At 58.7% G+C, this 25,464-nt stretch carries 24 protein-coding genes, 1 tRNA gene and 1 pseudogene; 8 read left to right on the top strand and 18 right to left on the bottom strand.

All coding sequences use genetic code 11. The annotated features are described in order from the left end of the window. Positions 1–14: 14 nt before the first annotated feature. Together A6070_RS11960 and A6070_RS11955 are read left to right on the top strand one after the other, a co-directional pair. Positions 15–761, top strand: a complete 747-nt coding sequence (locus A6070_RS11960; protein ID WP_072285972.1) for an SPOR domain-containing protein — start codon at positions 15–17, stop codon at positions 759–761. Positions 762–826: 65 nt separating this feature from the next. Then, a tRNA-Met gene (locus A6070_RS11955) sits at positions 827–903 on the top strand. Between the two features lie 251 nt (positions 904–1,154). Here A6070_RS11955 and A6070_RS11950 read toward each other — a convergent pair. The 9 genes from A6070_RS11950 to A6070_RS11910 form a co-directional block, all read right to left on the bottom strand. Next, a complete protein-coding gene (locus A6070_RS11950; protein WP_083558464.1) occupies positions 1,155–2,012 on the bottom strand; it encodes an Mrp/NBP35 family ATP-binding protein in 858 nt (285 codons plus the stop codon). A 98-nt stretch (positions 2,013–2,110) separates the two neighbouring features. Next, positions 2,111–2,449 (bottom strand): NifB/NifX family molybdenum-iron cluster-binding protein, encoded by a 339-nt coding sequence (locus A6070_RS11945; protein WP_072285971.1) that lies wholly within the window; start codon positions 2,447–2,449, stop codon positions 2,111–2,113. A gap of 51 nt (positions 2,450–2,500) precedes the next feature. Continuing rightward, complete coding sequence (locus A6070_RS11940; RefSeq protein ID WP_072285970.1) at positions 2,501–3,379, bottom strand: ATP-binding protein; 879 nt, start codon at positions 3,377–3,379, stop codon at positions 2,501–2,503. Then, entirely contained in the window at positions 3,376–4,260 is an 885-nt protein-coding gene (locus A6070_RS11935) for a nucleotide-binding protein (RefSeq protein WP_235605458.1), read from the bottom strand. The genes A6070_RS11940 and A6070_RS11935 overlap by 4 nt, the downstream gene beginning before the upstream one ends. A 94-nt stretch (positions 4,261–4,354) precedes the next feature. Next, complete coding sequence (locus tag A6070_RS11930) at positions 4,355–4,714, bottom strand: NifB/NifX family molybdenum-iron cluster-binding protein (protein WP_072285969.1); 360 nt, start codon at positions 4,712–4,714, stop codon at positions 4,355–4,357. Further along, a complete protein-coding gene (locus A6070_RS11925; RefSeq protein WP_158513975.1) occupies positions 4,711–5,154 on the bottom strand; it encodes a NifB/NifX family molybdenum-iron cluster-binding protein in 444 nt (147 codons plus the stop codon). Before A6070_RS11925 ends, A6070_RS11930 begins: the two co-directional genes overlap by 4 nt. A gap of 225 nt (positions 5,155–5,379) precedes the next feature. Then, positions 5,380–6,714, bottom strand: coding sequence for a sigma-54 interaction domain-containing protein (locus tag A6070_RS11920; RefSeq protein WP_072285967.1), 1,335 nt, complete (start codon positions 6,712–6,714; stop codon positions 5,380–5,382). 109 nt (positions 6,715–6,823) lie between these two features. Beyond that, positions 6,824–8,236 (bottom strand): NADPH-dependent glutamate synthase, encoded by a 1,413-nt coding sequence (gene gltA / locus A6070_RS11915; protein ID WP_072285966.1) that lies wholly within the window; start codon positions 8,234–8,236, stop codon positions 6,824–6,826. Between the two features lie 6 nt (positions 8,237–8,242). Next, the gene (locus A6070_RS11910) at positions 8,243–9,100 is read right to left on the bottom strand and encodes a sulfide/dihydroorotate dehydrogenase-like FAD/NAD-binding protein (RefSeq protein WP_072285965.1); all 858 of its coding nucleotides are present in this window, start codon (positions 9,098–9,100) and stop codon (positions 8,243–8,245) included. Between the two features lie 455 nt (positions 9,101–9,555). On the opposite strand from A6070_RS11910, the gene A6070_RS11905 reads away from it, so the two are divergent. Continuing rightward, positions 9,556–10,146, top strand: a complete 591-nt coding sequence (locus A6070_RS11905) for a HEAT repeat domain-containing protein (RefSeq protein ID WP_072502092.1) — start codon at positions 9,556–9,558, stop codon at positions 10,144–10,146. Between the two features lie 36 nt (positions 10,147–10,182). Here A6070_RS11905 and A6070_RS11900 read toward each other — a convergent pair whose 3' ends face one another. Further along, a complete protein-coding gene (locus A6070_RS11900; protein ID WP_072285963.1) occupies positions 10,183–11,514 on the bottom strand; it encodes an HD-GYP domain-containing protein in 1,332 nt (443 codons plus the stop codon). A gap of 1 nt (position 11,515) precedes the next feature. Continuing rightward, positions 11,516–13,081: a HEAT repeat domain-containing protein gene (locus A6070_RS11895; RefSeq protein WP_072502091.1), complete on the bottom strand. Its 1,566-nt coding sequence runs from the start codon at positions 13,079–13,081 to the stop codon at positions 11,516–11,518. Between the two features lie 200 nt (positions 13,082–13,281). On the opposite strand from A6070_RS11895, the gene coaE reads away from it, so the two are divergent. Continuing rightward, a complete protein-coding gene (gene coaE / locus A6070_RS11890) occupies positions 13,282–13,914 on the top strand; it encodes a dephospho-CoA kinase (protein ID WP_072285961.1) in 633 nt (210 codons plus the stop codon). Here coaE and A6070_RS11885 read toward each other — a convergent pair. The 4 genes and pseudogenes from A6070_RS11885 to trmB form a co-directional block, all read right to left on the bottom strand. Continuing rightward, positions 13,853–14,659 (bottom strand): alpha/beta hydrolase, encoded by an 807-nt coding sequence (locus A6070_RS11885; protein ID WP_072285960.1) that lies wholly within the window; start codon positions 14,657–14,659, stop codon positions 13,853–13,855. The two genes, coaE and A6070_RS11885, sit on opposite strands and share 62 nt — an antisense overlap. Before the next feature lie 133 nt (positions 14,660–14,792). Beyond that, a complete protein-coding gene (locus A6070_RS11880) occupies positions 14,793–15,581 on the bottom strand; it encodes an IclR family transcriptional regulator (protein ID WP_072285959.1) in 789 nt (262 codons plus the stop codon). Positions 15,582–15,873: 292 nt separating this feature from the next. After that, positions 15,874–17,084 (bottom strand): annotated as a pseudogene (gene truD, locus A6070_RS11875) (tRNA pseudouridine(13) synthase TruD). Continuing rightward, entirely contained in the window at positions 17,077–17,775 is a 699-nt protein-coding gene (trmB, locus tag A6070_RS11870) for a tRNA (guanosine(46)-N7)-methyltransferase TrmB (protein ID WP_072285957.1), read from the bottom strand. The pseudogene truD and the gene trmB overlap by 8 nt, the downstream one beginning before the upstream one ends. A gap of 426 nt (positions 17,776–18,201) precedes the next feature. On the opposite strand from trmB, the gene aroF reads away from it, so the two are divergent. Continuing rightward, on the top strand, positions 18,202–19,242 hold the full coding sequence (aroF, locus tag A6070_RS11865; RefSeq protein ID WP_072287989.1) for a 3-deoxy-7-phosphoheptulonate synthase: 1,041 nt from the start codon (positions 18,202–18,204) through the stop codon (positions 19,240–19,242). Here aroF and A6070_RS11860 read toward each other — a convergent pair. Further along, on the bottom strand, positions 19,145–20,068 hold the full coding sequence (locus A6070_RS11860) for a metallophosphoesterase (RefSeq protein ID WP_072285956.1): 924 nt from the start codon (positions 20,066–20,068) through the stop codon (positions 19,145–19,147). The genes aroF and A6070_RS11860 overlap by 98 nt on opposite strands. Before the next feature lie 152 nt (positions 20,069–20,220). Here A6070_RS11860 and priA point away from each other — a divergent pair, with 152 nt between their 5' ends. The 3 genes from priA (at position 20,221) to A6070_RS11845 (ending at position 23,708) form a co-directional block, all read left to right on the top strand. Further along, positions 20,221–22,416, top strand: a complete 2,196-nt coding sequence (gene priA / locus A6070_RS11855) for a replication restart helicase PriA (RefSeq protein ID WP_072285955.1) — start codon at positions 20,221–20,223, stop codon at positions 22,414–22,416. Between the two features lie 201 nt (positions 22,417–22,617). Continuing rightward, positions 22,618–22,983 carry a response regulator gene (locus A6070_RS11850; RefSeq protein ID WP_072285954.1) on the top strand — a complete coding sequence of 122 codons (366 nt, stop codon included), beginning with the start codon at positions 22,618–22,620 and terminating at the stop codon, positions 22,981–22,983. A gap of 59 nt (positions 22,984–23,042) precedes the next feature. Next, positions 23,043–23,708 carry a nitrite/sulfite reductase domain-containing protein gene (locus A6070_RS11845; RefSeq protein ID WP_072285953.1) on the top strand — a complete coding sequence of 222 codons (666 nt, stop codon included), beginning with the start codon at positions 23,043–23,045 and terminating at the stop codon, positions 23,706–23,708. A 56-nt stretch (positions 23,709–23,764) separates the two neighbouring features. Here A6070_RS11845 and A6070_RS11840 read toward each other — a convergent pair whose 3' ends face one another. Both A6070_RS11840 and A6070_RS11835 read right to left on the bottom strand, forming a co-directional pair. Further along, positions 23,765–24,487, bottom strand: coding sequence for a response regulator transcription factor (locus A6070_RS11840; RefSeq protein ID WP_072285952.1), 723 nt, complete (start codon positions 24,485–24,487; stop codon positions 23,765–23,767). Next, positions 24,484–25,446, bottom strand: coding sequence for a sensor histidine kinase (locus A6070_RS11835; RefSeq protein WP_072285951.1), 963 nt, complete (start codon positions 25,444–25,446; stop codon positions 24,484–24,486). Before A6070_RS11835 ends, A6070_RS11840 begins: the two co-directional genes overlap by 4 nt. Between the last annotated feature and the right edge of the window lie 18 nt (positions 25,447–25,464).

The following is a 25,464-nucleotide window of genomic DNA, read 5'->3' as shown; positions in this document are numbered from 1 at the left end:
CAGGAGGAAAAGTCATGAATCGTCAGGTCGTATCCCGCTCACAGAGGCGCCTTGAAAAAAAACAGACGATGGTCCTGATCGTTCTGGGACTGATCATCTCCCTGGTCAGCTACGGGCTGGGCGTGATGGTTGGTCGCAGCGGAGAGGATAATGTCATCGTGAAGGAGGATCTGACGACTTCCGGGCGTATCGCCATAGCCGTGCCGGAGGCCGGAACCGAAACCGGGGCGGCCACAGCCCCTGCCGAAGAACCAGCGGCGAATCCGGCGTTGACCTTCTACGAAACACTTCCCGAAGGAACGCAGCCTCCCATGGGCAGTGGCATCAACCTTCCGCCCCAGCCTGCCGAGGTGACTCCTGCTCGCGTAGATAAGTCGCGAGATTCCGCGCTCCAGCCGCCGTCCGCAGTGGCTAAGCCGGTCGTAGCGGAAGCCCGACCCAAGGTTTCCGCACCCAAGGTAGAGCCGGTTACGGCTCCGTCACCCAGGCCCGTCACGGCCAGCGCTCCGGTGACATCATCCGGTGGTGGGTTCATCATTCAGGTCGCTTCGGTACAGAAGCAGGCCAGTGCCCAGGATCTCAGTTCTCGTTTAACGAAAAGCGGTTACGCCGCCTACGTGGAAAAAACCGATCTTGGAGCCAAGGGGATCTGGTATCGTGTGTATGTTGGACCATTTGCCTCTCGGTCAGCTGCCGACGGAGCTGCTTCCACTTTGAAAGCGGCGCGTCTGGCAAATGCCCCCCTGGTGAAAAAACGCTAGATACAAAGTAGTATCCTCAAGGGGTTGACATGTGCCAGCTAAAAGCGTATAGTTCATCTTCTTGACGCGGGGTGGAGCAGTTCGGTAGCTCGTCGGGCTCATAACCCGAAGGTCGCAGGTTCAAATCCTGCCCCCGCTACCAAAACATTCAAAGGACCTGCCAACCGGCAGGTCCTTTTTTTTGGACTCATCGTACCTTTTGCCGGCGGCGTATATGGAAGAAAGAGTAGGGTGCCCGTGCAGAAGCCTCCAAAATAAGGAGCGAATGGGCAGGTCGGGCTAGCCCGCCCCGGGCTGGCTCGCCCGGGGCTGGGCCTGCTGCGGCTGAATGGTGCCATCCGCAAACTCCGGATTGGCGCCGCACGGCGGAAAAGAGCCGTTTCTGGCTGAAGACTAATTGGCGGGACTTTGCATAAGGGAGGCGGCAATCTGGCGATAGGTTTTGCTGGTTTCCGTTTCCCCTCGCAGGGCAAGATAGGGTTTGCCATTGTCGCCGGCCTGTACCATGGCCGGGTCCATGGGAATCTTGCCCAAAAACGGAGCCTTCATGCTCTCCGCAACCTGGAGGCCACCGCCCGATTTGAAAATATCAATGACTTCGCCGCATTTGGGGCAAACAAAACCGCTCATGTTTTCGATGACGCCGAGGACCGGCATCTCCAGACGTCGGCAGAAGGTGATTGATTTTCTCACGTCAAGCAGGGCGACTTCCTGGGGCGTGGTGACGATAACCGCGCCGCTGTTCTGATCATTTCCCAGCAGCGTCTGGACGGCGGTCAAGGGTTCGTCGCCGGTGCCGGGCGGACAGTCCACAATTAGAAAATCCAGGTCACCCCACTGCACGTCACGCAGAAACTGCTGGATGAGCCCTGTTTTTGCCGGGCCTCTCCAAACCAGGGCTTCATCGTCGCTGCTGAGCAGAAATCCTACCGAAATAACTTTCAGGTTTTGCAGATATTCGATGGGCAGAAGTCCGTCGGGTCCGTTTCTCAGCTGCTTCCCCTCCAAACCGAGCATTTTTGGAACACTGGGGCCGTGCAGGTCGATATCAAGCAGTCCCACCGCATAACCCTCCTGGGCCAGCGCCAGAGCGAGGTTCACGGCCGTGGAACTTTTGCCGACGCCACCTTTGCCTGACATGACAAGAATCTTGCGGTTAATGCGTCCAAGGCGTTGCTTCATTTTGGCTTGCAGTTCGCATGCGGATGGTTGCCCGGAGGCGCATTGGTCGGATGAGGTGCATGAATCCATAATCCTTTTCTCCTTCTTCTCAGAACCGCCATTGGGAAATAAGTTGCATTTTCGTGGCGGCGACAACAATGTTCCGCCCATCTGGCGGCCGGTTTCTGTCAGTGATCGCAGCAGTTTTCTCCGACTTCCAGAGTGTTCTGCAGATAGGCGTTAACAAGCTTTTCAGGGGCGTCCGCTGCTGCGCCAACGACCACCTTGATGCCGTTTTCCGTGAAAAGTTCCTGGGCGCGCCGGCCCATGCCACCAGCAATGATTACCTCGGCGCCGAGTTGATTGAGCCAGCGGGGCAGCATGCCCGGTTCATGGGGTGGCGGTTGGTGCAGGCTTTTTCCGGTAATCGTTTTGGCATCGGCGCAGATTTCGAGCAGGACGAATTCCTCACAGTGACCGAAATGTTGACTGAGTTTTCCTCCGACCAGGGGGATGGCGATTTTCATAATAGGTTCTCCTTTGTTGTTGCGGAACATGGTGTTCGCAGTACGGGATTTTTACGTTCCAGGGTGCAAAACTTTTTGTACCGAGTGCCACAGATTTTCGAGGTCGGCTGCGGCTGGTGCTTCGGCCAGCTCGACCACGGCCCGGCCCCGGATTTGTGCTTCAGTGACGCATCGGTCATATCGAATCCTTCCACCCACCATGAGATGGCGGTGGGCAGCGGTTGCCTCGATGCGCGAGGTCAGTTCCGGATTAATGTCCCATTTGTTGATGGCAATCATCGTCGGAATCCGAAAGTGCTCGGTCAGATCGGCGACACGTTCCATGTCATGCAGACCACTCAGGGTCGGTTCCGTTACCAGCAAGGCGAGATCCGTGCCGGTGATGGAGGCGATAACCGGACACCCGGTGCCCGGCGAGCCGTCGATAATAATGGTATTGCGTTGTTGCCGGTTGGCAATTTTGCGGGCTTCGTCTCTTACCAGCGAAACCAGTTTTCCGGAATTTTCCTCGGCAATTCCCAGCCGTGCATGAACCATGGGACCGACCCGCGTTTCCGAAAGGTACCACTCACCGTTTTGGGCATCCTCGAAACGGATTGCTCCGGTTGGACAGAATCGGGCACAAACGCCACAGCCCTCGCAGGCTGTGCCGTCGATGCTGCAGGTCTCCCCTGAACAATGCACTGCTTCGAATCGGCAGAGTTCCACGCAGTGCTGGCACATTGCGCAGATGGATGCGTCAATCCAGGCCTGTTTGCCGCCGCTGAAGGGCTGCCGGGACAAAATCCGCGGAGCCAGGACCAGGTGCAGGTCGGCAGCGTCCACATCACAATCGGCCATTACCACCTTCTCCGTCAGCACCGCCAGGGAGGCTGTCACCGATGTTTTGCCAGTACCGCCTTTGCCGCTGATAACCGTCAGCTGTTTCATGGTCGCTCTCCGCTTACGGTGTGGCAGGCAACCTGCGGTAATGACAGCAGGGTATCCAGCAGTTCGGCAAACGGTTGTGCAAAGCCGGACACGGCATCGGCGATAAGTTTGCCGCGCGAGTAGGCCTCGGCCGCTTTGCGGTCGTCGGGCAGGCTGGCCAGTATCGGCAACTGCCGCGTTTCACACCAGGCCAGGGTTTCCCGGTCGTTGTCGGAGGCACGGTTGATCACCACCCCGCAGGGGATATCCAGTAGTCGTACCATGTCGAACGCCAGGCCGAGGTCGTGCAGGCCGAAGGGCGTCGGTTCGGTCACCAGAACCACGAAATTGCAGTCGCGAAGGCTCTCTACCACCGGACAGGATGTGCCGGGAGGCGAGTCGATGAAGGCCATGCCCGTGGTCGGCATCCGGCTTTTGACGGCGCGAATCAACGGTGGGCTTTTTGCCTCTCCAATGTTCAGACACCCGGATATAAAATCAGCCTGATCCGCACGGCCTGACTGGCAATAGCCGATGTCCCTGGTTGTCTCCTGGATAGCGTCTTTCGGACAGAGCAGCCGGCAGCCCCCGCAACCGTGGCAGAGTTCAGGAAACAGCAGGGTCTGCTCGGGCAGGCACAGGAGCGCGTGGTACTGGCAGAAGCGCGCGCATTCGCCGCAGTGGTCGCAACGTTTCTCATCCACGGCCGGAACCGGCACACGCACTACTTCCCGCTGGGTTATTTCAGGACGCAAAAACAGGTGGCCGTTGGGAGCTTCGACGTCGCAGTCAATATAGGCTGCCTGGTAGCCCCTTTGGGCCGCCATCCGCACCAGGTTGGTGGCGACAGTGGTTTTGCCGGTACCGCCCTTGCCGCTGGCGATCGCGATTTTTATTGGCATGGCGAATCCATGGTTCGAGGGGCGCGGGCGACTGTCCGCAGGTCGCGGCAAGTGAGCTTGCAGTGCCCGGGCGCTCTGCTTGATGGGGGTGCGCTCAAACCCCGCCCGTTGCATCCTGTTCAGAGGCCTCTTTGAGTTTGCCGGCCTTGAAGGCGGCAAGGGCCTCTTGCGCGGTGCCGGTCGCACCATGATAGATACGTATGCGGCCGGCCGTCAGGGAGGTAAAGGCCTTGGGTCCGATGGCTCCTGTAATCAGCGCTTCCACGCCATGGTCCGCAACCTTTTGCGCGGCTTGAATGCCGGCTCCATGGGCGGTGTCACGCCCGGCGATATTGTCGATGCTTTCCCAGCTGTTGTCGCAATCATCGTGGATCAACAACCAGGCGGCGCGACCGAAGCGCGGATCCACGGTGCTTTGGGGAGTTTGGCCTTGGGCGGTGATGGCAATCTTCATGGTTTTTTTCTCCTTGGGCAGGGGGTGTTTGATATTTTGTTTGATGCCGCTGCATGCTGTATCCGGCAACAACTCACGAAACCAAAGCCATCGGCCAGCTTATCAGGGTGCTTTTCGGCATCGAGCCACTGGTTCAGGACCGCTTCTATTTCTCCGCGGAATCCCCACGCCACCCACATGCCTTTGGCTTCGAGAGCGATTTGATAACGGGGGTGAATGCCGCCGCACAATACCCCTTCGACGCGCTGCTGTTGCAGCCATGCCGGCAGGTCCATCGGTTGGCTTGACTCCCAGTTCTTCTCGGTAATGGCCGTGATCTGTTTTTTGCTGCGATTGATATCCGCAAAGATGAAGGTTCGAGCCATGCCGAAACGGGGCATGACCCTGTTTTCATAACAGGGCAAGGCGATGCGGCACGTTGATGTTTGTGGGGAGTGCATGTCCATGACCTGCTTGTATAACAATGATCATGCCAAGTTTTATCAAAGTGGAAAATTTTAAAATACGAGTAAAAACGGCATGTTGGGATGGTTGGTAGGGATTCTTTCGGAATTATGCATCGGTGCTGTTCGTTGCAACACTGCAACATTTAGGACTTTGTTGTTTAAAAACAATAGGTTTAGCGTTGCATTGGGTGTTGCACTTGTTGCGTATATTTGCAACGGTCAATCGCCTGTTTCCAGTCGTTTGAGCCAGCGCCATAGCGTGGTGCGGTTAACTCCAAGTTTTTGAGCGGCGGCGGCGCGATTGCCGTTGCATTGCGCCAGCAATGCGTGCAGTTGGGAGCGGGAGGGGGTTGCGGGTGATCTGTTCTCGTCGTTTTTGCGGGTCAAAGGCGGGGTGCGCAGCCCTGTGGGCAGGTGCTCAGGCTCGATCCATTCTCCACGGCACAGTATGGCTGCACGTTCGACGATGTTGAGAAGTTCCCTTATGTTGCCGGGGTAGTCGTGGTCCATCAGCACAGACAGGGCTTCCGGGCTAAATCCGCGCAGTTTTTTGTCGTAAAGGGCATTGAACCGGTCCAGGGCCATGTCGAGGAGCAGCGGGATGTCCTCGCTGCGCTCCCGCAGGGCAGGGATGCGTAGCGGGACCACATTGAGGCGGAAGTATAGATCCTGCCGGAAAAGTTTCTGCCTCACCATGGATTCCAGGTCCTGGTGCGTGGCGGCCAGAAACCGCACATTGGCTTTGCGCGGGCGCCGTGCGCCCAGTGGCTGATACTCCCGATTTTCAAGAACGCGTAACAATTTTACCTGCAGGGGCAGGGGCAGGTCGCCGATCTCATCAAGAAACAGGGTGCCCCCTTCGGCTTGCTGCAGACGCCCGGGCCTGTCTTCGGTGGCGCCGGTGTAGGCTCCCTTGCGGACTCCGAAGATTTCAGCCTCGAGCAATTGCTCCGGCAGGGCGCCACAGTTGAGAATCACCAAGGGGTGGTGACGGCGGGGACTGAGGTTGTGGAGAGCCCGGGCAAACAGTTCCTTGCCGGTGCCGCTGTCTCCCTGAAGCAAAACAGTGGCCTGGCTGGCCGCAATGTCGGGCAGAACATCGAACAGCTTGCGCATGACGGGGTTGCGGCTGACCATGTCCTGGAAACGATGCTTTTCCGAAACCTCTTTCTGCAGAGCATGGATGCGGCTCAGGTCGCGAAAGGTTTCAACGCCGCCAACCGGCTCTCCCCGGGTATTGCGCAGCACCGAGGCCGACACGGAGATGGGGATTTCACGATTGTGTCGATCGAGGATGTCGATTTCCCGGTTTTCCACGTTGGAGCCCGTGGCCATGGCCTTGCGCACAGGACATTCGGAAAAACAGATGGAGCTGCGGAAAATTTCACAGCAGCGCTGCCCCAGGGCTTCTTCGCGGCTGAATCCGGTAATGCGTTCCGCAGCGTGGTTGAACCAGGTTATGCGCATTTCGCTATCGACGGTAAAAACGCCGTCGGCAACGCTGTCAAGAATTGTGGACAGGTGCTCTTGTAAATCGCAGGTATGTTCACTCATACGCCCAGCATAGCCAATTTTTCGGTGAAGATCCAGTGTGGGGCATCCCGGATAGCAAAAAGCCCGTACCTTTACGGTACGGGCTTCGATACGGGTTGTTGGGGTGGCATCAATTCTGTTGTTTCAGATACTCGTCGATGGCCTGGGCTGCCATTTTGCCGTCGCCCATGGCCAGAATGACGGTGGCGCCGCCTCGCACGATGTCGCCGCCGGCAAACACGCCGGGCAGGCTGGTGGCGCCCCGCTCGTCGGTTTCGATATTGCCCCACTTGTTCAGTTTGAGATCGGGTGCCGTCGCTGTCAGCAGTGGGTTGGCACGGGTGCCGACGGCGTTGACCACCACGTCGACATCCAGAACGAAGGTGTCGCCTTCAATGGGCACCGGGCGGCGCCGGCCGGAAGCGTCGGGTTCGCCCAGCTGCATGCGCTGGCAAAGCAGTCCCTTGACCCAGCCTTTTTCATCGCCGAGAATTTCAAGCGGTGCCGCCAGCAGAAGGAATTCGATGCCTTCTTCCTTGGCATGGTGGATTTCCTCGACGCGGGCCGGCATTTCGACCTCGGTGCGCCGGTAGACGATGATCGAGCGCTCCGCGCCGAGGCGCCGGGATGTGCGCACCGCATCCATGGCGGTATTGCCTCCGCCGATGACCGCCACCCGCTTGCCACGAATGATCGGGGTGGGGACGTCGTCGCGCCAGGCCGCCATCAGGTTTACCCGAGTCAGGTATTCGTTGGCGGAGTAGACCCCTTTGAGGTTTTCGCCGTCAATGTTGAGCATTACCGGCAGGCCGGCGCCGTTGCCGATGAACACGGCATCGAATTCCTGACGCAGTTCATCGAGGGTGACGGTTTTACCGACCACTACATTGCACTCGATCTGCACACCAATGTCTTGAAGGCGTTTCACCTCGATATCGACGATGCGCTTGGGCAGGCGGAACTCGGGAATGCCGTAACGCAGCACTCCGCCGGTATCGTGCAGCGCCTCGAACAAGGTCACGGCGTGCCCTTTGCGCGCCAGTTCGCCGGCCATGGTGAGCCCGGCCGGTCCAGAACCGACGATGGCGACTTTTTTGCCCGTGGGTGCCGGCAGGATTTCCTTGTGCAGCTTGTCAGGATGGGCAAGCGCCCAATCGGCAACAAACCTTTCCAGGTAGCCGATGGCCACCGGCGCCCCCTTGGCTCCGCGTACGCAGACCTGTTCGCACTGGGTTTCCTGTGGACAGACCCGTCCGCAGACGGCCGGCAGGGTGTTGTCCGCCAACAGGATGCGCGCCGCTTCGGGCAGGTCGCCCTCGGCCAGGGCGGCAATGAAATCAGGGATGCGCACGCGCACCGGGCAGCCGGCCACACAAGGGCGGGACTTACACAGCAGGCAGCGTTTCGCTTCCTGAATGGCCTGCTCTTCGGTGAGACCCTGGTTGACTTCCTCAAAATTACCGATGCGGCGCCGGGGGGATTGTTCGGGCATTTTTACCCGATCAATGGCCATGCGTTCTTTGGGTTTCAACTCATTTGTCATGATGGATTATCGTTTCACCTTGATGATTTTTTCACGCAGTTCCTCGGGCAGTTCCGCCAGAATCTTGGCTTCGGTGTCCCGATACATGGACAGTCGGTCCATCAGCAGTCCGAAGTCGACCAGATGGCCGTCGAATTCCGGGCCGTCGACGCAGGCGAATTTGGTTTCGTCACCGACCTTTACCCGGCATCCGCCGCACATGCCGGTGCCATCGATCATGATGGGGTTGAGGCTGACGATGGTTTTGATGCCATACGGGCGGGTGAGTTCGGCGACGGCGCGCATCATCGGCACCGGGCCGATGGCGAACACCGCGGCCGGACGCCTGTCCGGGGCATCGATCAGTTCCTGCAGGACGTGAGTGACAAAGCCCTGCCGGCCGAGACTGCCGTCTTCGGTAGCGACGAGCACTTCATTGGAAAACGCACCGAGTTCATCGGCCAGAATGATGAATGGCTTGGAGCGCCCCCCGATAATGGTGGTAACTTCGTTGCCGGCTTCCGCAAGGGCTTTGGCCAGAGGATACAGAACCGCGGTGCCAAGGCCACCGCCGACACAGACAACCCGTCCCCATTGTTCTATTTCGGTCGCTTTGCCCAAGGGGCCCGCGATGTCGCGCAGGGAGCTCCCAACGGGGGTGTTGACGATCTTCAGGGTCGAAGCTCCGACCGCCTGAATAAACAGGGTGATGGTGCCAGCCTGCGGATCGGCATCGCCAATGGTCAGGGGGATGCGCTCACCACCCGCTTCAGGGTGGACAATGACAAACTGGCCCGGTTGCCGGGCTTTGGCGATGCGCGGGGCGCGAATGACCATGCGGTGCACGTTGGGCGCCAATATGTCGTTTTGCAGAACTTCGAACATGTTCTCTCCAGCAGGTTGAGAAGGGTCGGCTAAAACTTCCGCACTCAAGTTTAAAAAATAATCAAAATTTGTCAGATTTGCGGGTTTTAGCCCAAAAAACAGGCAGTCAAGCGGAAAAGTAAACGTGCGGATCATAGCAGTTTGGCAGGGGCAATTCAACCAATACGTTGCGTTGCGGACAATTTATTGTATACGGTGTGCGCCCTGAAATAGGAAAGGTTCTCTTTCGTGTGCGGTTTTTCCGTGCTGCGGCCTGGCTTTTCGGCCATTATGGCAGACTTCCCGAAGAGATAAAACGATGTTTTTATTCTGGGGCGTTGTTTGCCGGGAGCTTTTCTGCTACGTTTTTCGGAATTGTTTTATGCTGACTCTATTTCGGGCATGCGTGATTATCTGCCGTCAGGTGGAGGGGGCCGATCGGTTTCGCACCATGCCGTGATAACCAGAAAAGGTGAATGGTGATGCTGGAACGCCGGCGACAGGTTTTGCAGGAAGCGTTGCGCGACAAGGATGAGGAGGTCCGGGTGGCGGCGGCCGAGGCATTGGAGCGCCTGGAAGCGGTGCAGAGCCTGGATGATATCCTTCAGGTTCTCAGGGCCGGGAATCGTGGCCAGCAGGTGCGGGCTATTTTCGCGCTTGAAAAAATCCACAGTCCGAAGGTTTTTCCGCCTTTGCTGGCGGCGCTCAGGGTCGCCGATGCCGACCTGCGCTGCGCAGCTATTCAGGTGCTTGGTGAAAAAAGGCATATCAAGGTGCTGGAATTTCTTGTGCGTCATCTCAAGGATCCACACCCGGCGGTGAGGGTGCATGCCGCAACCGCTCTGGGAAATTTCTGTGATCGCCGCCTTGTGCCCTGTCTGTCGACCGCGCTCGCGGATGAAGACGAGGAGCTGGTTGTTGCGGCGCTGGAGTCGCTGGCACGAATCGGTTTTGCCGAAGCCGAAGGCGCCGTGCTGCGCCTGGCGGACGACAGCAGAACCCGGGTAAGATGTACTGCCATGAAGGTTCTGGGCTGTTTGGGGGGGGGCGGCGCCGGTTACGGCTGAAGGTTGAGCCTTGACCTTGAATCTGGCCATTGCGCACTACAGGTAGTCGACGACATCGACGCCCTTGAGGAACGGATCGACTTCGGAAACGATCCGTTTTTTTTCGTCCGCGGCAAGGTTGATCAACCTCGGTTGATTCAGCTGCGCACCTGCGCCGTCGAACAGAATTTTCACCTGGACGCAATCGGGGTTGTCGGTGCCGACGCGGCCAACGACTCCGATTTCGTTGCTGTCGAGGCGCACCAGGGTTCCGACCGGGTACGTGCCGAGGGAGGCGACGAACTTTTTCAGATAGTCCGGATGCAGCATGGTTCCGGATTCTTTCATCAGATGCCTGATGGCTTCGCGCGGGGTGGTGGGACGCTGATAGGGGCGCAGGGTGGTGATGGCGTCATAGCTGTCGGCGATGGTGGTCATGTCGATCAGGTCGTAGGATCCGCTGATTGTGACATCGCCGGGATAGCCTTTGCGGTCGAAGTGCAGGTGGTGCCCAAGGACAATGGCGATTGCCGCTTCGATCACATCCCCCATTTGCTGAATTATATCGGCTCCGATGCGTGGATGTTTGCGGATTTCGGCAAATTCGCTTTCAGAAAGCCTGCCCGGTTTATTGATGATCGATATATCGATTTTAAGTTTGCCGATATCGTGCAGCAGGCTGCCGATGCCAAGAATGCGCAGTTGTTCTTCCTGTAAACCGGCTGCCCTGCCGATGGCCAGAGCAAGGACGGACACGTTCACAGAGTGGGTGAAGGTATAATTATCGTAATTTTTCAGAAGACTCAAAGCCAGCAGTGCATGGGGGTCGGCCAGGGTCATGCGGGCCATGTCTTTGACGACTTTGTGAGCTTCAGCCGAGGACGGAATGCGGCCCATGCGCACATCCTTGAAAATAGTGTTGACCACCTTCAGCGCCCGGCCGAAGATTTTGCGCGCGGATTGGCGGTCATCGTCCTCCTCGGCTTCATCCGGGAGAAACCGGATATGGCGCACCTGGTGTTTGTCGAACAGTGCCTGAAAATCTTCCTGGCCCAGAGCCGGGCTGTTCATGAACTGCAGAAAATGCCGGAACTCAAGTTCTGGAATGCCCTTCAGAAACTCCAGCCCGGCAAGCTGCTTTTCCTGAAACAGGCGGCACAAGCTCTCCGCGGCAGGATGCGGATCGGCAAACAGGTGGTCGTTGATAAACAGGGTGTCCTGCAGAACGCCGATGCGCAGATGTTCATGTTCCTGTAAAAGGGTGCCCGCTGCGCGCGCTGTTTCGCGCAGCTGTTTCTGGATGATCGGATGTTCGACAGGGTAAAGGCGCAGCCCTTTGAGTGCGCCGGACAGATTGTTGGCGAGTTGTTTCAGGGGATCAAGATGCATGTTATCGGTCCGGCCACAGTTTCAGTGTTCTTGCCGCGCATTGGGCGATACGCTGATCGCGCTCCTGGCTGATGGTTTCCAATACCGGACGTGAAGCAGGAGCGCGGATCTGGCCGAGTGCAGCGATGGCCTGAATACGCAGCGCGGCGCGCCGTCTGTCGCTCCAGAAAAACCGGCGCTTCGCCATGCGTTCCAGGTCGGGGGCCGCATCGATGCAACCGATGCGGCCCAGCGCTTTTATGGCTGCAATTTTCATTTCGGTTTTTTTCCGAAATGGATCGCGGCATGTCATGATCCCGACCAGCTTTGATACGGCCATCGGATCGCGCATGATGCCCAGGGCAATGATGGCTTGAGGATAAAGGTCTTGCTGCCCGCTGTCAATCAGTTGCAGCAGGGCTTCGAGCGCCTGCGCGCCTCCGATTCGCGCAAGAGCCCGGACCGATTCCCGAGCAATGCGCAGATCCTTGTGCCACAGCAGGGGCTTTAAATAGGGCACGGCGTGCTGACTTCCGATCTGCCCCAGAATGGCGACGATATTGCGGATCACATACCAGCGCTCGTCCGTCATGATCCTGAGCAGGTCGGGTACGGCGGGAGTGCCGATCTCCACCAATGCTGTCGACAGGAATTTGCGTGCCAGCGGATCATTTTCTTCTGTCAGTCGCTCGATCAGTGGCAGGATGGTTCTGTAGCGCAAGAATATGAGCGTTTGCATGGTTTGCAACCGCAGATTCTTTGCCGAGGTACGGTTGCACAGGGCTTCGATCAAAAAGGCGATGATGTCGGGTCGGGTCAGCAGGTCCAGACACTTGATGATTTCACTTCGCCGGGACTGGTTGATTCGCCGGTTGCCGTGTAGTCCGGCAAGTGTTCGATAGGTCTGCAGAACCAGAGTCAGATCCTTATTGACAAGCTGCCGGCGCACCAGGTCCGGAAGCACGCCGAGCAGTTGCCGGAAACGGTTTTCCGAGGCTTCCCGGGGAAGCTGGACGAGGACCTGTTCCAGAGATAACTGGTCGAGCAGGTGTTTGTCGAAGGCAGTTTCCTGGCATGCTTCAGTTGCTATACCTTCCTGATGCAGCATCGGGTTGTCGCTTTTGTTCTCCGATTCGGAAGTTTCTTCGCTGCCGGCCGAAAGGGCCTCTTCCCGCTGTTGCAGCCGCTGTTTGACGTCGCGTATGACGGACAGGTCGATCTCGTTGATCCATATGCCTGTGGCCTGTTCCGCCAGCAGCGCTTCCTGCAGGCCGCCCTGCTGCTGAATGTCAGAGGTTTTGCGAACCACATTCCGGGAAAACACCATCAGGTCCCTGACCGTCAGTTCGGGCAGGAATAGCAGTTGTTGGATGCGCCTGGCAAACAGAAAGTGCGCCAGGCTGCGGATTCCCCCGTGGGAGCGCCCGATTGTTTCGCCCTGGTGCAGAATCCCGTCCTTTCGCACCGTTACCGCAAGGTTGCCGTTTTGCAGCAAGGGCCGAAATGCTTCCAGTGTTTCGTCTCCAACCAGTTTGAGGGTCGGGTGCTCGGGTGGGTAGAAACGTACCGCCTTGATCAATTTGATCAAGCGGGTCAGGGCTGCCAGCGCCAGGTCCAGAGATTGTTGGGGGGGCTTTCTGTGGTCACGGGGCCGTTTCCAGAAAAACTTGTGTTTTTTAATTGAATCTTTACCTTAGCGTTTCGTGCGGTGGTTGTAAATAGCTTTTGTGTCGGGCAAAATAGGCCATCGGCGGGCGGTAGGCAAGAGGCGGTCTGAAAGGAGTTGCCATGATGATTCTGGGTTTGACTGGCGGCATTGGCAGTGGCAAGAGTGTTGTGGCAAAGATGTTTCGGGAGTTGGGGGCTGACGTGGTCGGTGCCGATGGCCTGGCTCGGGAGATTGTCACACCCGGTGCGCCTGTTCTGGTTTGTCTTGTTGAGCGTTTCGGCGACGCGGTGCTTTGCGCGGACGGATCCTTGAATCGGTCCTGGCTGGCGCAAACGATTTTTTCCGATTCCCGGGCGCGCCGTGACCTTGATCGCATAACCCATCCCGCCATCGCCGAACTGGCCCGTCAGCGGTTTGCCGAACTGGCGGAACACGGCGCTCGGATTGTCATCTATGATGCGCCGTTGTTGTTTGAAGCTGGCGCCGACAAACAGGTCGACGCCGTGGCGGTCGTCGCAGTCAGGGAAGATATTCAGTTGCAGCGCCTGATGGCCCGCGATCATCTGGACGAAGCCGCCGCGCGCGCGCGCATCGCCTCCCAGATGCCCCTGCCGGAAAAGATTCGCCGTGCTGACTATGTCATCGATAACAACGGCACCCTGGCACAAACCCGTCGCCAGGTGGTGCTACTTATGGCGCGCCTGGTTTCAATGGCCGGGGAGGGTCCAGTGCGGCCAGAAAACGCAGAATGAGGTCCAGCATGGCTTGCCAGGATGGCTGGTCGGGGGCGGCCAGGCCATGCCCGGTCCCGGGGCCGAACATGTGGTATTCCCGGCAAGGGCTGGACAGTCGCTGAAACAGGGCGTAGCCACTTTCAGCGCGGACCGTGCGGTCGCCAAGGGCGTTGATCGCCAGGGTCGGCGTGGTTATGCGGGGCAGGAGCGGTTTGATTTTGCCGATCAGTCGGCAGATCTGATAGATGCCGTTCAGGGGGCGGCGGTCGTAATAATATGGAGAGAGATGATCGGGCAGCTCGCGGTGCTGGTAAGAGCGGAAATATCGCAGCAGGCCGGTTAGAGGCGCAAGCCGGTGCTGCATGGCCAGAAAAGGCGACAGCAGGACCATGCTGCATAGCTCCCTCTCGGCGGCCAGCGCCAGGCAAACCAGGGCTCCGGTGCTCAAACCCATAGCGTGGACCTGACCAACTTCTCTGCCCAGGATGTCGAGAGTTTCGCGGGCTGCCGCGATCCATTCCTCACAGCGGCGCCGGCAGAGGTCTTCGGGGCTGGTGCCATGTCCCGGCAGGCGGACGGCAGCGACATGGTACCCGGACCCGCACAGATGCTCTGCCAGGGGGCGCATTTCCCAGGGGGAGGCGGTAAAACCGTGTATCAGCAGCACGCCCGGTTTGCCTGATTGTGCCGGGCGCAGCTGAAATGCCTGGTTTTCTGCGATGGGCTGGGGGCAACCCGGTGCATTTTTTTTCCCGCGTGTCATGCTTGCTCCGCAAAAAGCGATGAGCCGTTTCCCCTGTTACATTACGCAACGTGAAAAACGGCTCTATATGGTGCAGCCCGGAACATTTTCGGGCTGCTGGCATATGTTCCGGTGGTACGGTTGGCGGTAGTTTTCAGCTTTTATGAAAACCCAGGCGGGTGGAGAGTTCGTCAGCAGCCTTGACCACCAGAGGCATGAGTTCTTCCTGGATACGTTCGTCGGTAAACCGGATGGACGGTCCGGAAATGCTCAATGAACCGATGATCCTGCGGGTGTAGTCACGAATAGGCGCGGCTACGCAGCGGACTCCGAGGTCGAGTTCCTCGTTGTCGAGAGCATAGCCTTTTTCCGTGACCTCCTTGAGGTTTTCCTTGAGCTTGCCGCGGTCGGTGATGGTGTATTCGGTATAGGCCTTTAGTTCTTCCGTGGGCAGCAGGTTGTCCAGTTCTTCTTCCGACATGTAGGCCATGTGCACTTTGCCGGCGGCGGTGGCATATGCCGGCAGGCGGGAGCCTACGCGGGAGACGACGCGCACCGTAAGGTGTGTTTCGACCACGTCAAGGTAGACGATGTGGCCTTCCTTGAAAATTGCCAGATAGGCGGTTTCGTTGCACGCCTCCACGATACTGTCGAGTACCGGCTTGGCCTGGTGCAGCAGGCCCATCTTTTTGATGAAAGTCTGGCCGAGTTCAAGAGATTTAAGCCCCAGGCGATAGTTCTCCGTAACCTTGTTCTGCTCGATGTATCCACGGGATTCAAGCGTCGCCAAAAGCCGAAAAACATTGTTTTTATGTAATCTTAGGCGCTTGCTGAGTTCCGTAACGCCCAATTCGTCCACATCGTCGCCGTGAAATTGTTCAAGCAGGTCGAGGGCATGCGATACCGCTTGAATCATATACTCGGATTTTTCTTTTTTTGCCATGTTTCGGATCCCTCTTGGGTGCAGATTGCCGGCCAATGCCGGATAAATGTAATGTTAGGGGTGCGTGTTGTCTGGGAGGGGGAAGCCGGTTGTTCTAAAATCTTCCCCGCCTTTTCGCAAGAATACTCGAATGAATATTTTTTTGAATATAAAATCATGTTTTACAAATGTCAACAATAACCATGGGTATTTCCCCGACCTTTTTTCTGTGGTGCGCTTTAACCGTTTATTTGCGGAACCTCTTTTGATTTGCAGGCGGAACCAAGATGGGTGAGCAAGTGGCGTGCCAGTTTCAGGGGGCTTGATGCTGCTGTTCCGTTTTCATGATTTCCCGTAGCACGGTGGTGGCGAAACAGCCTTTTGGCAGAACGAAGGACAAGATCAGTTGGTCGCTTTCCTGACGCGCGTCGATTTCGGCAACGGGGATTCTCAAAGGTCTGCGTTCGCCGGGCATGGACAGCCCGGTGCCGATGCGAAAGTCTTTCAGGTCGATCGCTTCTTTGCTCAGAAGTGCTTGCTCGAGAATGCCGGCCTGGCTCTCTGCCAATTTGACCTTGTAGCCGAACAGGGGGCAGACGGGCTGATTTCCAGGCGGTCGGCGCGGGGTTGTTCCGCGGCCGGGTCTGTTACCAGAAAGCAGGCGCCGTTGTCGTGCTTGTAGGCAAGATCCCCGGGCCAGAGCGTGTCGAGGCTGTCCAACCGCATGGTTACCAGGCGGTCAAAGAGGTGTGACTGATAGGCGGACAGATACAGCCGCAACAGCTTTGCGGGCAGGCGGCGAAGCGCTTTTTCAGCGCAGGCGCCCTGTTGCAGGCATGTTATGAGGTCGCGCTCGTGGCGCATCCGCCGGGGCAGGGCGGCCACAGCTTCGCTCAGGCGGCCGGCGCAAAACAGTCGGGCGGCATGCTGCCAGTCCGGGTTGGTGATTTTTTCCGGATCGCCGATGATCTGGGCGATGGCTTCTGCATAATTTTGGCGCACGATGGCCTGGCCGATCCTGTGCGAATTACCCAGCACGCCGTAGCGCTGTTCTCCAAAAAAGTTGGGTACACCCGCCATTTGCAGCACATGCAGTATGTCGAGGGCCTTTTCCCGGGCCTGGTGGTCAACCTGCCGCACGGTGATTGTGAAGCGGTTGCCGGCCAGATGCCCCAGGCGCAGCTTGTTGCGGTGCCGGCGGGCCGAAAGAATGCGTATGTCATCAAGATCGAGGGCCAGGGCGCGCTCTTCAGGGCATCCCGGCACCGAGATGAACTGCCGCGTCGTGGCCTGGGCATCCTTGAGCCCGGCGTAGCCCATGTCCCTTTCATTGACCTGGAGCGCGCGTGCGAGGCGTTTGAGCAATTCAAAGGTCGTCAGGCCGCGTTTTTCCACCTCGAGATAAAGGTGATCCCCCTCGCCGCAGGCAGGGTAGAGTGGCAGTTCCTCCACCAGAAAGTCTTCGGGAGATGTTTTAATGGTTCCCCCGATGCCGGGAAAGTTCGCCGTCAGATATCTAGGCATGGTGTTCGCTCCAGGCACTGCGAAATCCCCTGCTCACCGGCTGCGGGGGCATGGCGTGGCCGGTGTCGCCGACCCGCCGCCGATGGTGGATGAAATGGATCGGCTGACCCTGGGCCAGAAACCGGCGCATGTATTTTGATAAGGGGTAGTCAGCCAGTTCAAATGCAACGGGGGCTGACATTCGGTTTTCAAACCCGGGCAGGTTCTGTAGCTGGTCAGCCACGTCCAGAGCATAATCGGCGACGTCGCTGCTGAAAAACAAATCGGCGCCGGGGCGCATCGCGCGCAGCAGGGCCAGCAGGAATTCGCCATTGACCAGGCGTCTTTTGCGGTGGCGCTTTTTGGGCCAGGGGTCCGGACAGTTGATGTAGACCGCCGCCAGGCTTTCAGGCGTCAGAAATTGTGCCAGCAGATAGCGTGCTTCCGTGCGGATGACGCGGACATTGCTCAGGCCGTTCTGTTGGAGCCGGTTGCAGGTTTTTAGACAGCCCTTGTTGTAGATGTCGATGGCAATAAAGTTTCGCTGTGGCTGCCGGGTTGCCAGTTGCGTGATGAAATCCCCGATTCCGCAGCCGATTTCGAGGGCCAGGGGATTCTTGTTGCCGAACACCGCACTGAAATCGGTCGGGATGGCGAGTGTCTCCTCCGCGAGAAACCAGGGCGATGTGATTTCGATCATGCGCTGTGTCATGTTTAATCCTGATCGTTTGGAAAAGCCCGTAGAATATAAGCAGACTTTATTCAAGGCAAGAAGTTTTTGCAACCCACAGCCAGGCGGCCCTTCGTCCGCGTGGCTGAAAAAAGTTGTGTTTCACTGCTTTCGGAGCTAGTCTTGTTTTCATCCGGGAACGGCCCTTTCCCGCCGTGGCGGCGTCAATCCGCAGGTTTGCTTGTGCGGTTCCGCGCAATCCCCTGATTCCCTTGCCACAAGAAATAAATGGCTCGTTTCCCATATGAAAGCTGCGCTGTATCCATCCGGAGCTCGGATCTATGCCAGTCTTGTGTGCGGCTGGAGCCTCGGAGCATGGACGGGCCTTGTGCCCTTCCGGAAAAGGTTGCGCGGCTCGGGTCCGGCGGCATCCTGTTTATGTTACGTTCCCGGCGTGGAGGTTTTTTTATGCTTATCGTCATGCATCACAGCGCGACCGAAGAGCAGGTTCGTTGCGTAGCGCAGGCTGTGGCCGCTCTCGGATTGACGGCCCAGCCGATTCCCGGTGGCCAGCGTATCGCCATTGGTGTGCTTGGCAACCGGGGTTATGTGGATGATGCCACAATCCGTGATTTGCCCGGCGTGATGGAGATTATCCATGTCAGCAAGCCCTACAAACTGGTATCCAGGGATTTTCATCCCGCGCCGACGGTAGTCAGGGTTGGTTCGGTAAACCTTGGTGACGGTTTCCCGCCGGTGGTGATGGCGGGGCCCTGCTCGATTGAGAGCCAGGAACAGATTTTGGAAGCCGCCCGGCAGGTCAAGGAGGCCGGAGCGCATATCCTGCGGGGAGGAGCCTTCAAGCCGCGTACCGGGCCTCACACCTTTCAGGGGCTGGGCGCGCAAGGGCTGGAGTTTTTGCATGTCGCGGCGCGGGAGGTGGGGTTGCCGGCGGTGACCGAGGTGATGCGTATCGAGCAGCTTGAGATGGCCTGCCGTCATGTCGATATGCTCCAGATCGGTGCCCGCAACATGCAGAATTTCGATTTGCTCAAGGAAATCGGAAGATTGCGATTTCCGGTGCTGCTCAAGCGCGGGCTGAGCGCAACCGTAGAGGAGTTTCTGTCGGCGGCCGAGTACATTGTGGCCGAGGGCAACGACCAGGTTGTTTTGTGCGAGCGCGGGATCCGCACATTTGAAACCGCCACCCGCAACACCCTCGATCTGTCGGTGATCCCGCTGGTGCAGTCCCTGAGCCACCTGCCGATCATTGTCGATCCCAGTCACGCTACCGGACGTCGTTTTCTGGTACCGGTCATGGCACGGGCCGCGCTGGTGGCTGGTGCGAATGGCCTTATGGTCGAAGTCCATCCTGCTCCCGAAAAGGCTTTGTGCGATGGTGCGCAAAGCCTTACAGGCGAGGGGTTTTGCCGGTTGATGCATGAGCTGAGGTTTTTGCAGGAATGCCTGGCGGGGATGGCTTCGTCGGTAGCGGGGCCATCAGCCTGAACAGGGTGATCTCCGGAGGGCACAGGCAGCGAACCGGCAAGGCACTGGTGCCCAGACCGCGATTGACGTACAGGGGGGTGCCATTCCGGCCCACTTTGTAGAAACCGGCGACGAAGGCGCCGGAAAACCGTGGCAGATACAGCGGTGGCAACCAGGGCAGCCGAATTTGCCCACCATGGGTGTGTCCGGCCAGAATCAGGTCGATGCGCCCGTCGAGCCGCTGATGGTCGAAGGCCGGGACGTGGGACAGCATGATGTTGAAGCGGTCGGGGCTGCTGGCATGGACCAGGCCGGAAACCTGATCCGCGGAGGAAGGATAGTCAAGGCCCAGGATGGACAAAGCCACTCCGCGTATCTGAATGTCCCGGCGCCGGTTGATCAGCAGGGTGACGTTCGCTCTGGTGAATTGCCGTCTCAGGTTTTCCCCTTCGAGGCGGGCCCAGTACTCCCAGTTGCCCTGTACCGCAAAAATTCCGGAGGGTGCCCTCAGGGTTCTCAAAAATGTGAGCACCCCTTCCAGGTTGCGGCTCTGTTCAAAAAAATCTCCGGTCAGCAGGATGATGTCGGGGCGTAGAGACGCGACCGTCGCGGCGATGCGTTCGTGATACTTTTCCGGCTTGTGCAGGTGCAGATCGGACAGCTGCACAATGCGCAATTCCTTGTTCGCAGGCATCTTTGCGGTGTGGAAGGCGTATCGTTCCACGCGCAGGGCCTGTGGCTGGCGCAAGGTGACGTCCGCCGCCAGCAGGCCGCCGAGCAAGGTCGCCCCGCTGATCAAAAAGCGCCTCCGGGACAGGGGTTTTATGGAAAGCCGGGTGCGAGGCATGGTTGTTTTTACTCCTGACGGCAGCTCTGCCGTTACCTGTGAAATCGACGCTCTACTATAGCATGATCGCGGAACCTGACCAACCCTCCCCAATCCCCTGCTGACCAAGTTTCCGACAGGGGGTGTCACACAAGAATCAGGAGCAGTAACCGATGCGCGGACTGGTTGCAGAGGTGGCGGTAGCGGCCCCCTTGGACAAACCCCTTTCCTATCTGGTCGAGAAGGCCCTGGCCGATTCGTTGCGCATCGGCATGCGGGTGAAAGTTCCCCTGGGGCGGCGCACCGCCATCGGCTATGTCATTGCCATAAGGTCGGGTGAGACGGATCGCCTGAAGCCGCTGCTTGAGGTGCTTGGTGAGGAACCTTTGTTTCCGTCGGGTATGGTCGAGCTGCTTCGCCGGGCGGCGGATTATTACCAGTATCCTCTGGGAGAAGTGATCCGCACCGCCTTGCCTGTCGGCCTCTCCACGGGGAACGAGGCCAGCGTGCTGATGGAAAGCCATTATCAGCCTGCTCCAAAAGATGGTGAACCGCGCGGGCCCCGCCAGCGTACTTTGCTCGCGCATCTGCGCCGCGTATCCTGTGCCTCCCGCACGGATCTGCTGGCGTTGTTCCCCGGCTGCCACGCCAGCCTCAAGGCTCTCGTCGGGCAAGGGTTTGTGCTGGAAGAGCAGCGGGAGCGTTTGCGCGACCCTTTTGCGGACCTGCCGCCGGTTGCCGATGTCCGCCTGGCGATGACCGAAGCCCAGAAGCAGGTATTCGCGGAGGTTGAACAGGCGATGCATGCCGGGGGATTCGCGCCGATGTTGCTGCACGGGGTGACGGGCAGCGGCAAGACCGAGATTTATCTGCGGTCCATTGAAAAGGTCCTGCAGGCAGGACGCCAGGCTCTGGTGCTGGTACCCGAAATTGCCCTTACGCCGCAGTTGGTCAGCCGGTTTCGATCCCGGTTCGCCGGCGATCGTGTCTGCCTGGCGGTGCTGCACTCCGGACTTTCCGCCGGGGAGCGATTCGATGCCTGGCGCAGCGTGGCCCGCGGTGACGTCGATATCGTCATCGGCGCCCGTTCGGCGGTGTTTGCGCCTCTCGGGCGACTGGGAATGATCGTAGTCGATGAAGAGCACGAATCGAGCTACAAACAGGGAGACGGTTTTCGGTATCATGCCCGGGATCTGGCCTTGATGCGAGGGCAGATGGAGGGGGCGTTGGTGCTGCTGGGCAGCGCGACGCCGGCACTGACCACCTTTTACCGTGCCCGCCAGGGCAAGCTTGCCTACCTGTCGCTTCCGGAGCGTGTTCTTGACCGGCCGCTCCCGGATGTGGAATTGATCGACCTGGGCCGGGAACGCCCCGAGGGGATTCTTGCGCAACCACTCAAACAGGCGCTGCTGGCCAACCTGGAGCGCGGTGAGCAGTCTCTGCTGCTTTTGAACCGGCGCGGTTTTGCGCCGTATCTTCTGTGCGCCGATTGCGGCAATGCCTTGCGCTGTCCCCATTGCGACATTACCCTGACATTTTACCTGTCCCAGAAAGTGCTGCGATGCAACTACTGCGATTATCGCCAGCCGCCGCCGGAACAGTGTCCCACCTGCCATGGGGCGGCTTTGCTGCCGGAGGGGGCCGGCACCGAACGTCTCGAGCAGGAGCTGCGCGATTTGCTGCCGACGGCGCGGATTGCCCGCATGGATCGGGACACGACCGGGCGCAAGGGGGCGCATCAGTCCCTGGTGACAGCCATGGAAAACCGCTCCATCGATGTTCTGGTCGGCACCCAGATGGTGGCCAAGGGGCTTGATTTCCCTGGCGTAACCCTGGTGGGGGTGGCGCAGACCGATAACCTTCTCAATCTGCCGGATTTTCGCGCCGCGGAACGCACCTTCACGCTGTTGACCCAGGTGGCGGGCCGGGCGGGCCGGGGCGAACGTCCCGGGCGCGTCTATGTGCAGACCTATGCCCCGGAGCATTTTTCCCTGGCCTGTTGTGCTCGGCACGATTATCTGGCCTTTGCCCGGGAGGAACTGCGCCTGCGGCAGGAGTTGGGGTATCCGCCCTTCGGTTTTCTTGCCCATTGTGTCTTTTCCGGCACGGATCGTCAGCAGGTCGAGTCGATGGCGGAAAGTCTGGCAGAGGGGCTTGCGGACGCGGCCATTGGCCTGGGGGTTGAAATTCTCGGTCCTGCTCCTTGTCCGCTGGCGCGGTTGCGCGGTAAAAACCGGTATCAGATACTGCTCAAGGCGCCTCTGCGCCCGCCTCTGCGGCACCTTCTGGCGCATTTGGCCAGGCTGCGGCGCATTCTGCCGCGCGCGGTGATCCTGACCGTCGATGTCGATCCGCTGGATATGCTCTGAGCATCGCAAAAACCAGTGACATCCGGGCCCATGTCTCTGGCGCAAGGCATGCCTGGTACCCCTTCAGGGACACAAGGGCAGGGGGAAGGTTAGGTGTTTCAGGTTAAGAGAGTCTTGCCCCACGATTGCAGTTGCTTTATTATGGCCCGGGCGACAAGGCGGCGACGGCAAGTCAATCGGAGCGATGCAACGGGTGGCGACGTGAAAAAAATTCTGGTAGTCGATGATCAGCCGACCATCCGGCAATTGCTCAGGATCACGCTGGAAACCGCGGACCGGGAGGTGTTGCTTGCCGAGAGCGGTGAGCATGCCTTGGAGATAGCCCGACGCACATCGCCCGATCTCGTTATCATGGATATCATGATGCCAGGGGGCATGGACGGTTTTGAAACGATTCGCAGCCTGCGGGCCGATGTCCTTTTGAAAAAATGTCCGGTCCTGGTGCTGACGGCCAAGGACCAGAAAGCCGAACGCAGCAGGGCGGAGGAAATGCAGGTGGCGGGGTTTTTGTCCAAGCCGTTTCATCTCGATGAACTCCAGGCTCAGGTTGATCGGCTTATCGTCTGAAGAAGATCAGGTTTTTTGCCGTTTCCACAATGCACATTATATGAAGAGGAGATTCCATCATGAAAAAAGATCTGCTGGAAAAGGGCGCCATTGTCCAGCGCGACCAGGAAACCTTCGCCGTTGCTCCGCATATCCCCGGGGGCATCACTTCGCCCGCCACGCTGCGCAAAATCGCGGATGTGGCCGAGCAGTTCAACGCCAAGGCCCTGAAACTGACCAGCGCCCAGCGCATTGCCATCGTCGGTCTTGCCGAAGACCAGCTTGACGCGGTTTGGGAAGCTGTTGGCGAAAAACCGGGCGCGGCCATCGGCATGTGTGTGCGTTCCGTGAAAATCTGTCCGGGCACCACCTTCTGCAAGCGTGGTCAGCAGGACTCGGTCGGTGTCGGCCTGGAACTGGACAATGCCTACCATGGCATGGAGTTGCCCTGGAAATTCAAAATCGGTGTTTCCGGTTGCGCCAACGATTGCGGCGAAGCCTGCATCAAAGATGTCGGGCTTATTGGCACACCCAAGGGCTGGAATGTAATGGTCGGCGGAAATGGCGGCGGTTTGCCGCGGCTGTCCCAGAAACTCGTGGAACATGTGCCTACCGACGAGGAGGTTATCGAAATTGTCGGCAAGGTCGTTGCCTGGTTCAAGTCCCAGAACCGCAAGGGCCGTATCGGCAAGTTCGTGCAGGAAATGGGGCTGGATGCGTTCCGGAAGGAAGTTCTTGGCGAATAATGCAGCCGTGCGTTGACGGGATCGATCGCGGGAGAGTTTAAAGCTCTCCCGTTTTTTTATGCGTCGCCGGATACAGCGGTGCCGTTGCGGCAGAATTTATAGCCCCGGCCGCGTATCGTGAGAAAATGCCGCGGATGGCCGGGCGTGGCTTCGAAGTATTTGCGCAGCCGCACAATGAAATTGTCCAGGGTGCGGGTCTCGGTGTCCGGAGACAGACCCCAGACCGACGCCAGCAGCTCTTCGCGTGACAGTATTTTACCTTCATTTTCTAAAAAGATCCGCAGCATGCGCACTTCCAGATCGGTGAGATCCAGATTGCCCTGCGCGGTGGTGGCGCGCCGCTGGTGCAGGTAGACACAATTGTCGCCGAAGCGGAAACCCTGAGCGTCCCCGGAGATGTCGCGATACCACCTCGAGCGGTTGACCATACCGCGCACCCGCAGCAGAAACTCGGTCAGGCTGAAAGGTTTGGTCAGATAATCGTCCGCCCCGGCTTCAAGACCGGCGATGCGGTTCTGCTCCTTGCCCATGGCGGTCAGAATCAAAACCGGCAGCCGGGGGTCCAGGTCGCGAATCCGGCGGCAGACGTCCAGTCCGCCGATTCCCGGCAGCATCAAATCAAGTATGACCATCAGACAGCGGTGCCACGGGGCCTGTTCCAGGGCCTGTTCCCCGGAGGTGACGTGTATAACCCGGTAGCCTTCCTGTTCCAGATTGAAAACAAGTCCGCGTGCGATGTGGAGTTCATCCTCCACGAGCAGAATATACGGTTCTTTCATAGCGTGCCCGCCCCCGCCGGGGGGAGGCTGCGGGGCAGCAGGATATGCACGGTGGTGCCCTGGTCCCTGCCCTTGCTTTCCAGCCAGACCTTGCCCCGGTGCCGCCATACCAGGGTGCGCACGATGAACAGGCCGAGCCCCGAACCGCGAATGGTTTCGCCATCGTGCCAACCTCGATAAAACATCCGAAATACCTTTTTCTGCTCCTTGGGGTCGATGCCGCGCCCATGGTCCGCTACGGTCAGGTGGCAGCGGTTCCCGGTTTTGTGCAGCTCGACACGGATGCGGGGTTTGCCATTGGCGTAGAGGATGGCGTTTTCCAGCAGGTTGCGCAGGATGGTTTCAATTGCCAGAGGTTCAAAATAGCAGAACAGCTCCGGTTCAATGGCTGTTTCCAGCAGGCAGTCGGCGGGCAGGGTGGCCGACTGCCCTTCAAGATACTGTTCGATGGCTGCAGACAGGTTGCCGAGACGCAGGTCGAGGCGCGGCCAGCGTTGTTCCAGGCGGTTGGCGGTCAGCATGTTGTCCACCATATTGTTGAGCCGTACCGTATCCTCCAGCATGGTGTCGAGAAACGCCTGCAGGCGGTCCGGATCCGGTTGCCGCATGCGGATGGTTTCCAGGTGCAGCTGCAGCGATGCCAGCGGTGATTTCAGTTCATGACTGACCTGGGATATGAACTGTTTTTGCGCACGATAGAGCGAGACCTGCCGGCGCCAGTAGATAAAGATGACATAGACCCCGGCCAGAATCGCCACCAGCAGCACGAGCCCTTCGACAAGCAGCAGCCAGTCGTAGCGACCCAGCAGCAGCTCCGGGTGGTATTTTTCCGCCAGGGAGCGCAATTTGCGATGGTTCTGCAAAAACCAGGTCACCCACGAAACAACCACCAGCACCCAGGCCAGCTGGATGCCGATCAGCGCCATGAGGGGATTGAAAATGCGTCGCCAAGTTTTCATGGCATCCTGTTTACCATC

The organism is Syntrophotalea acetylenica (assembly GCF_001888165.1).
Lineage (GTDB): Bacteria > Desulfobacterota > Desulfuromonadia > Desulfuromonadales > Syntrophotaleaceae > Syntrophotalea > Syntrophotalea acetylenica.
The sequence above is the reverse complement of the archived record's forward strand: the minus strand, read 5'-3'. Positions and strand labels throughout refer to the sequence as shown.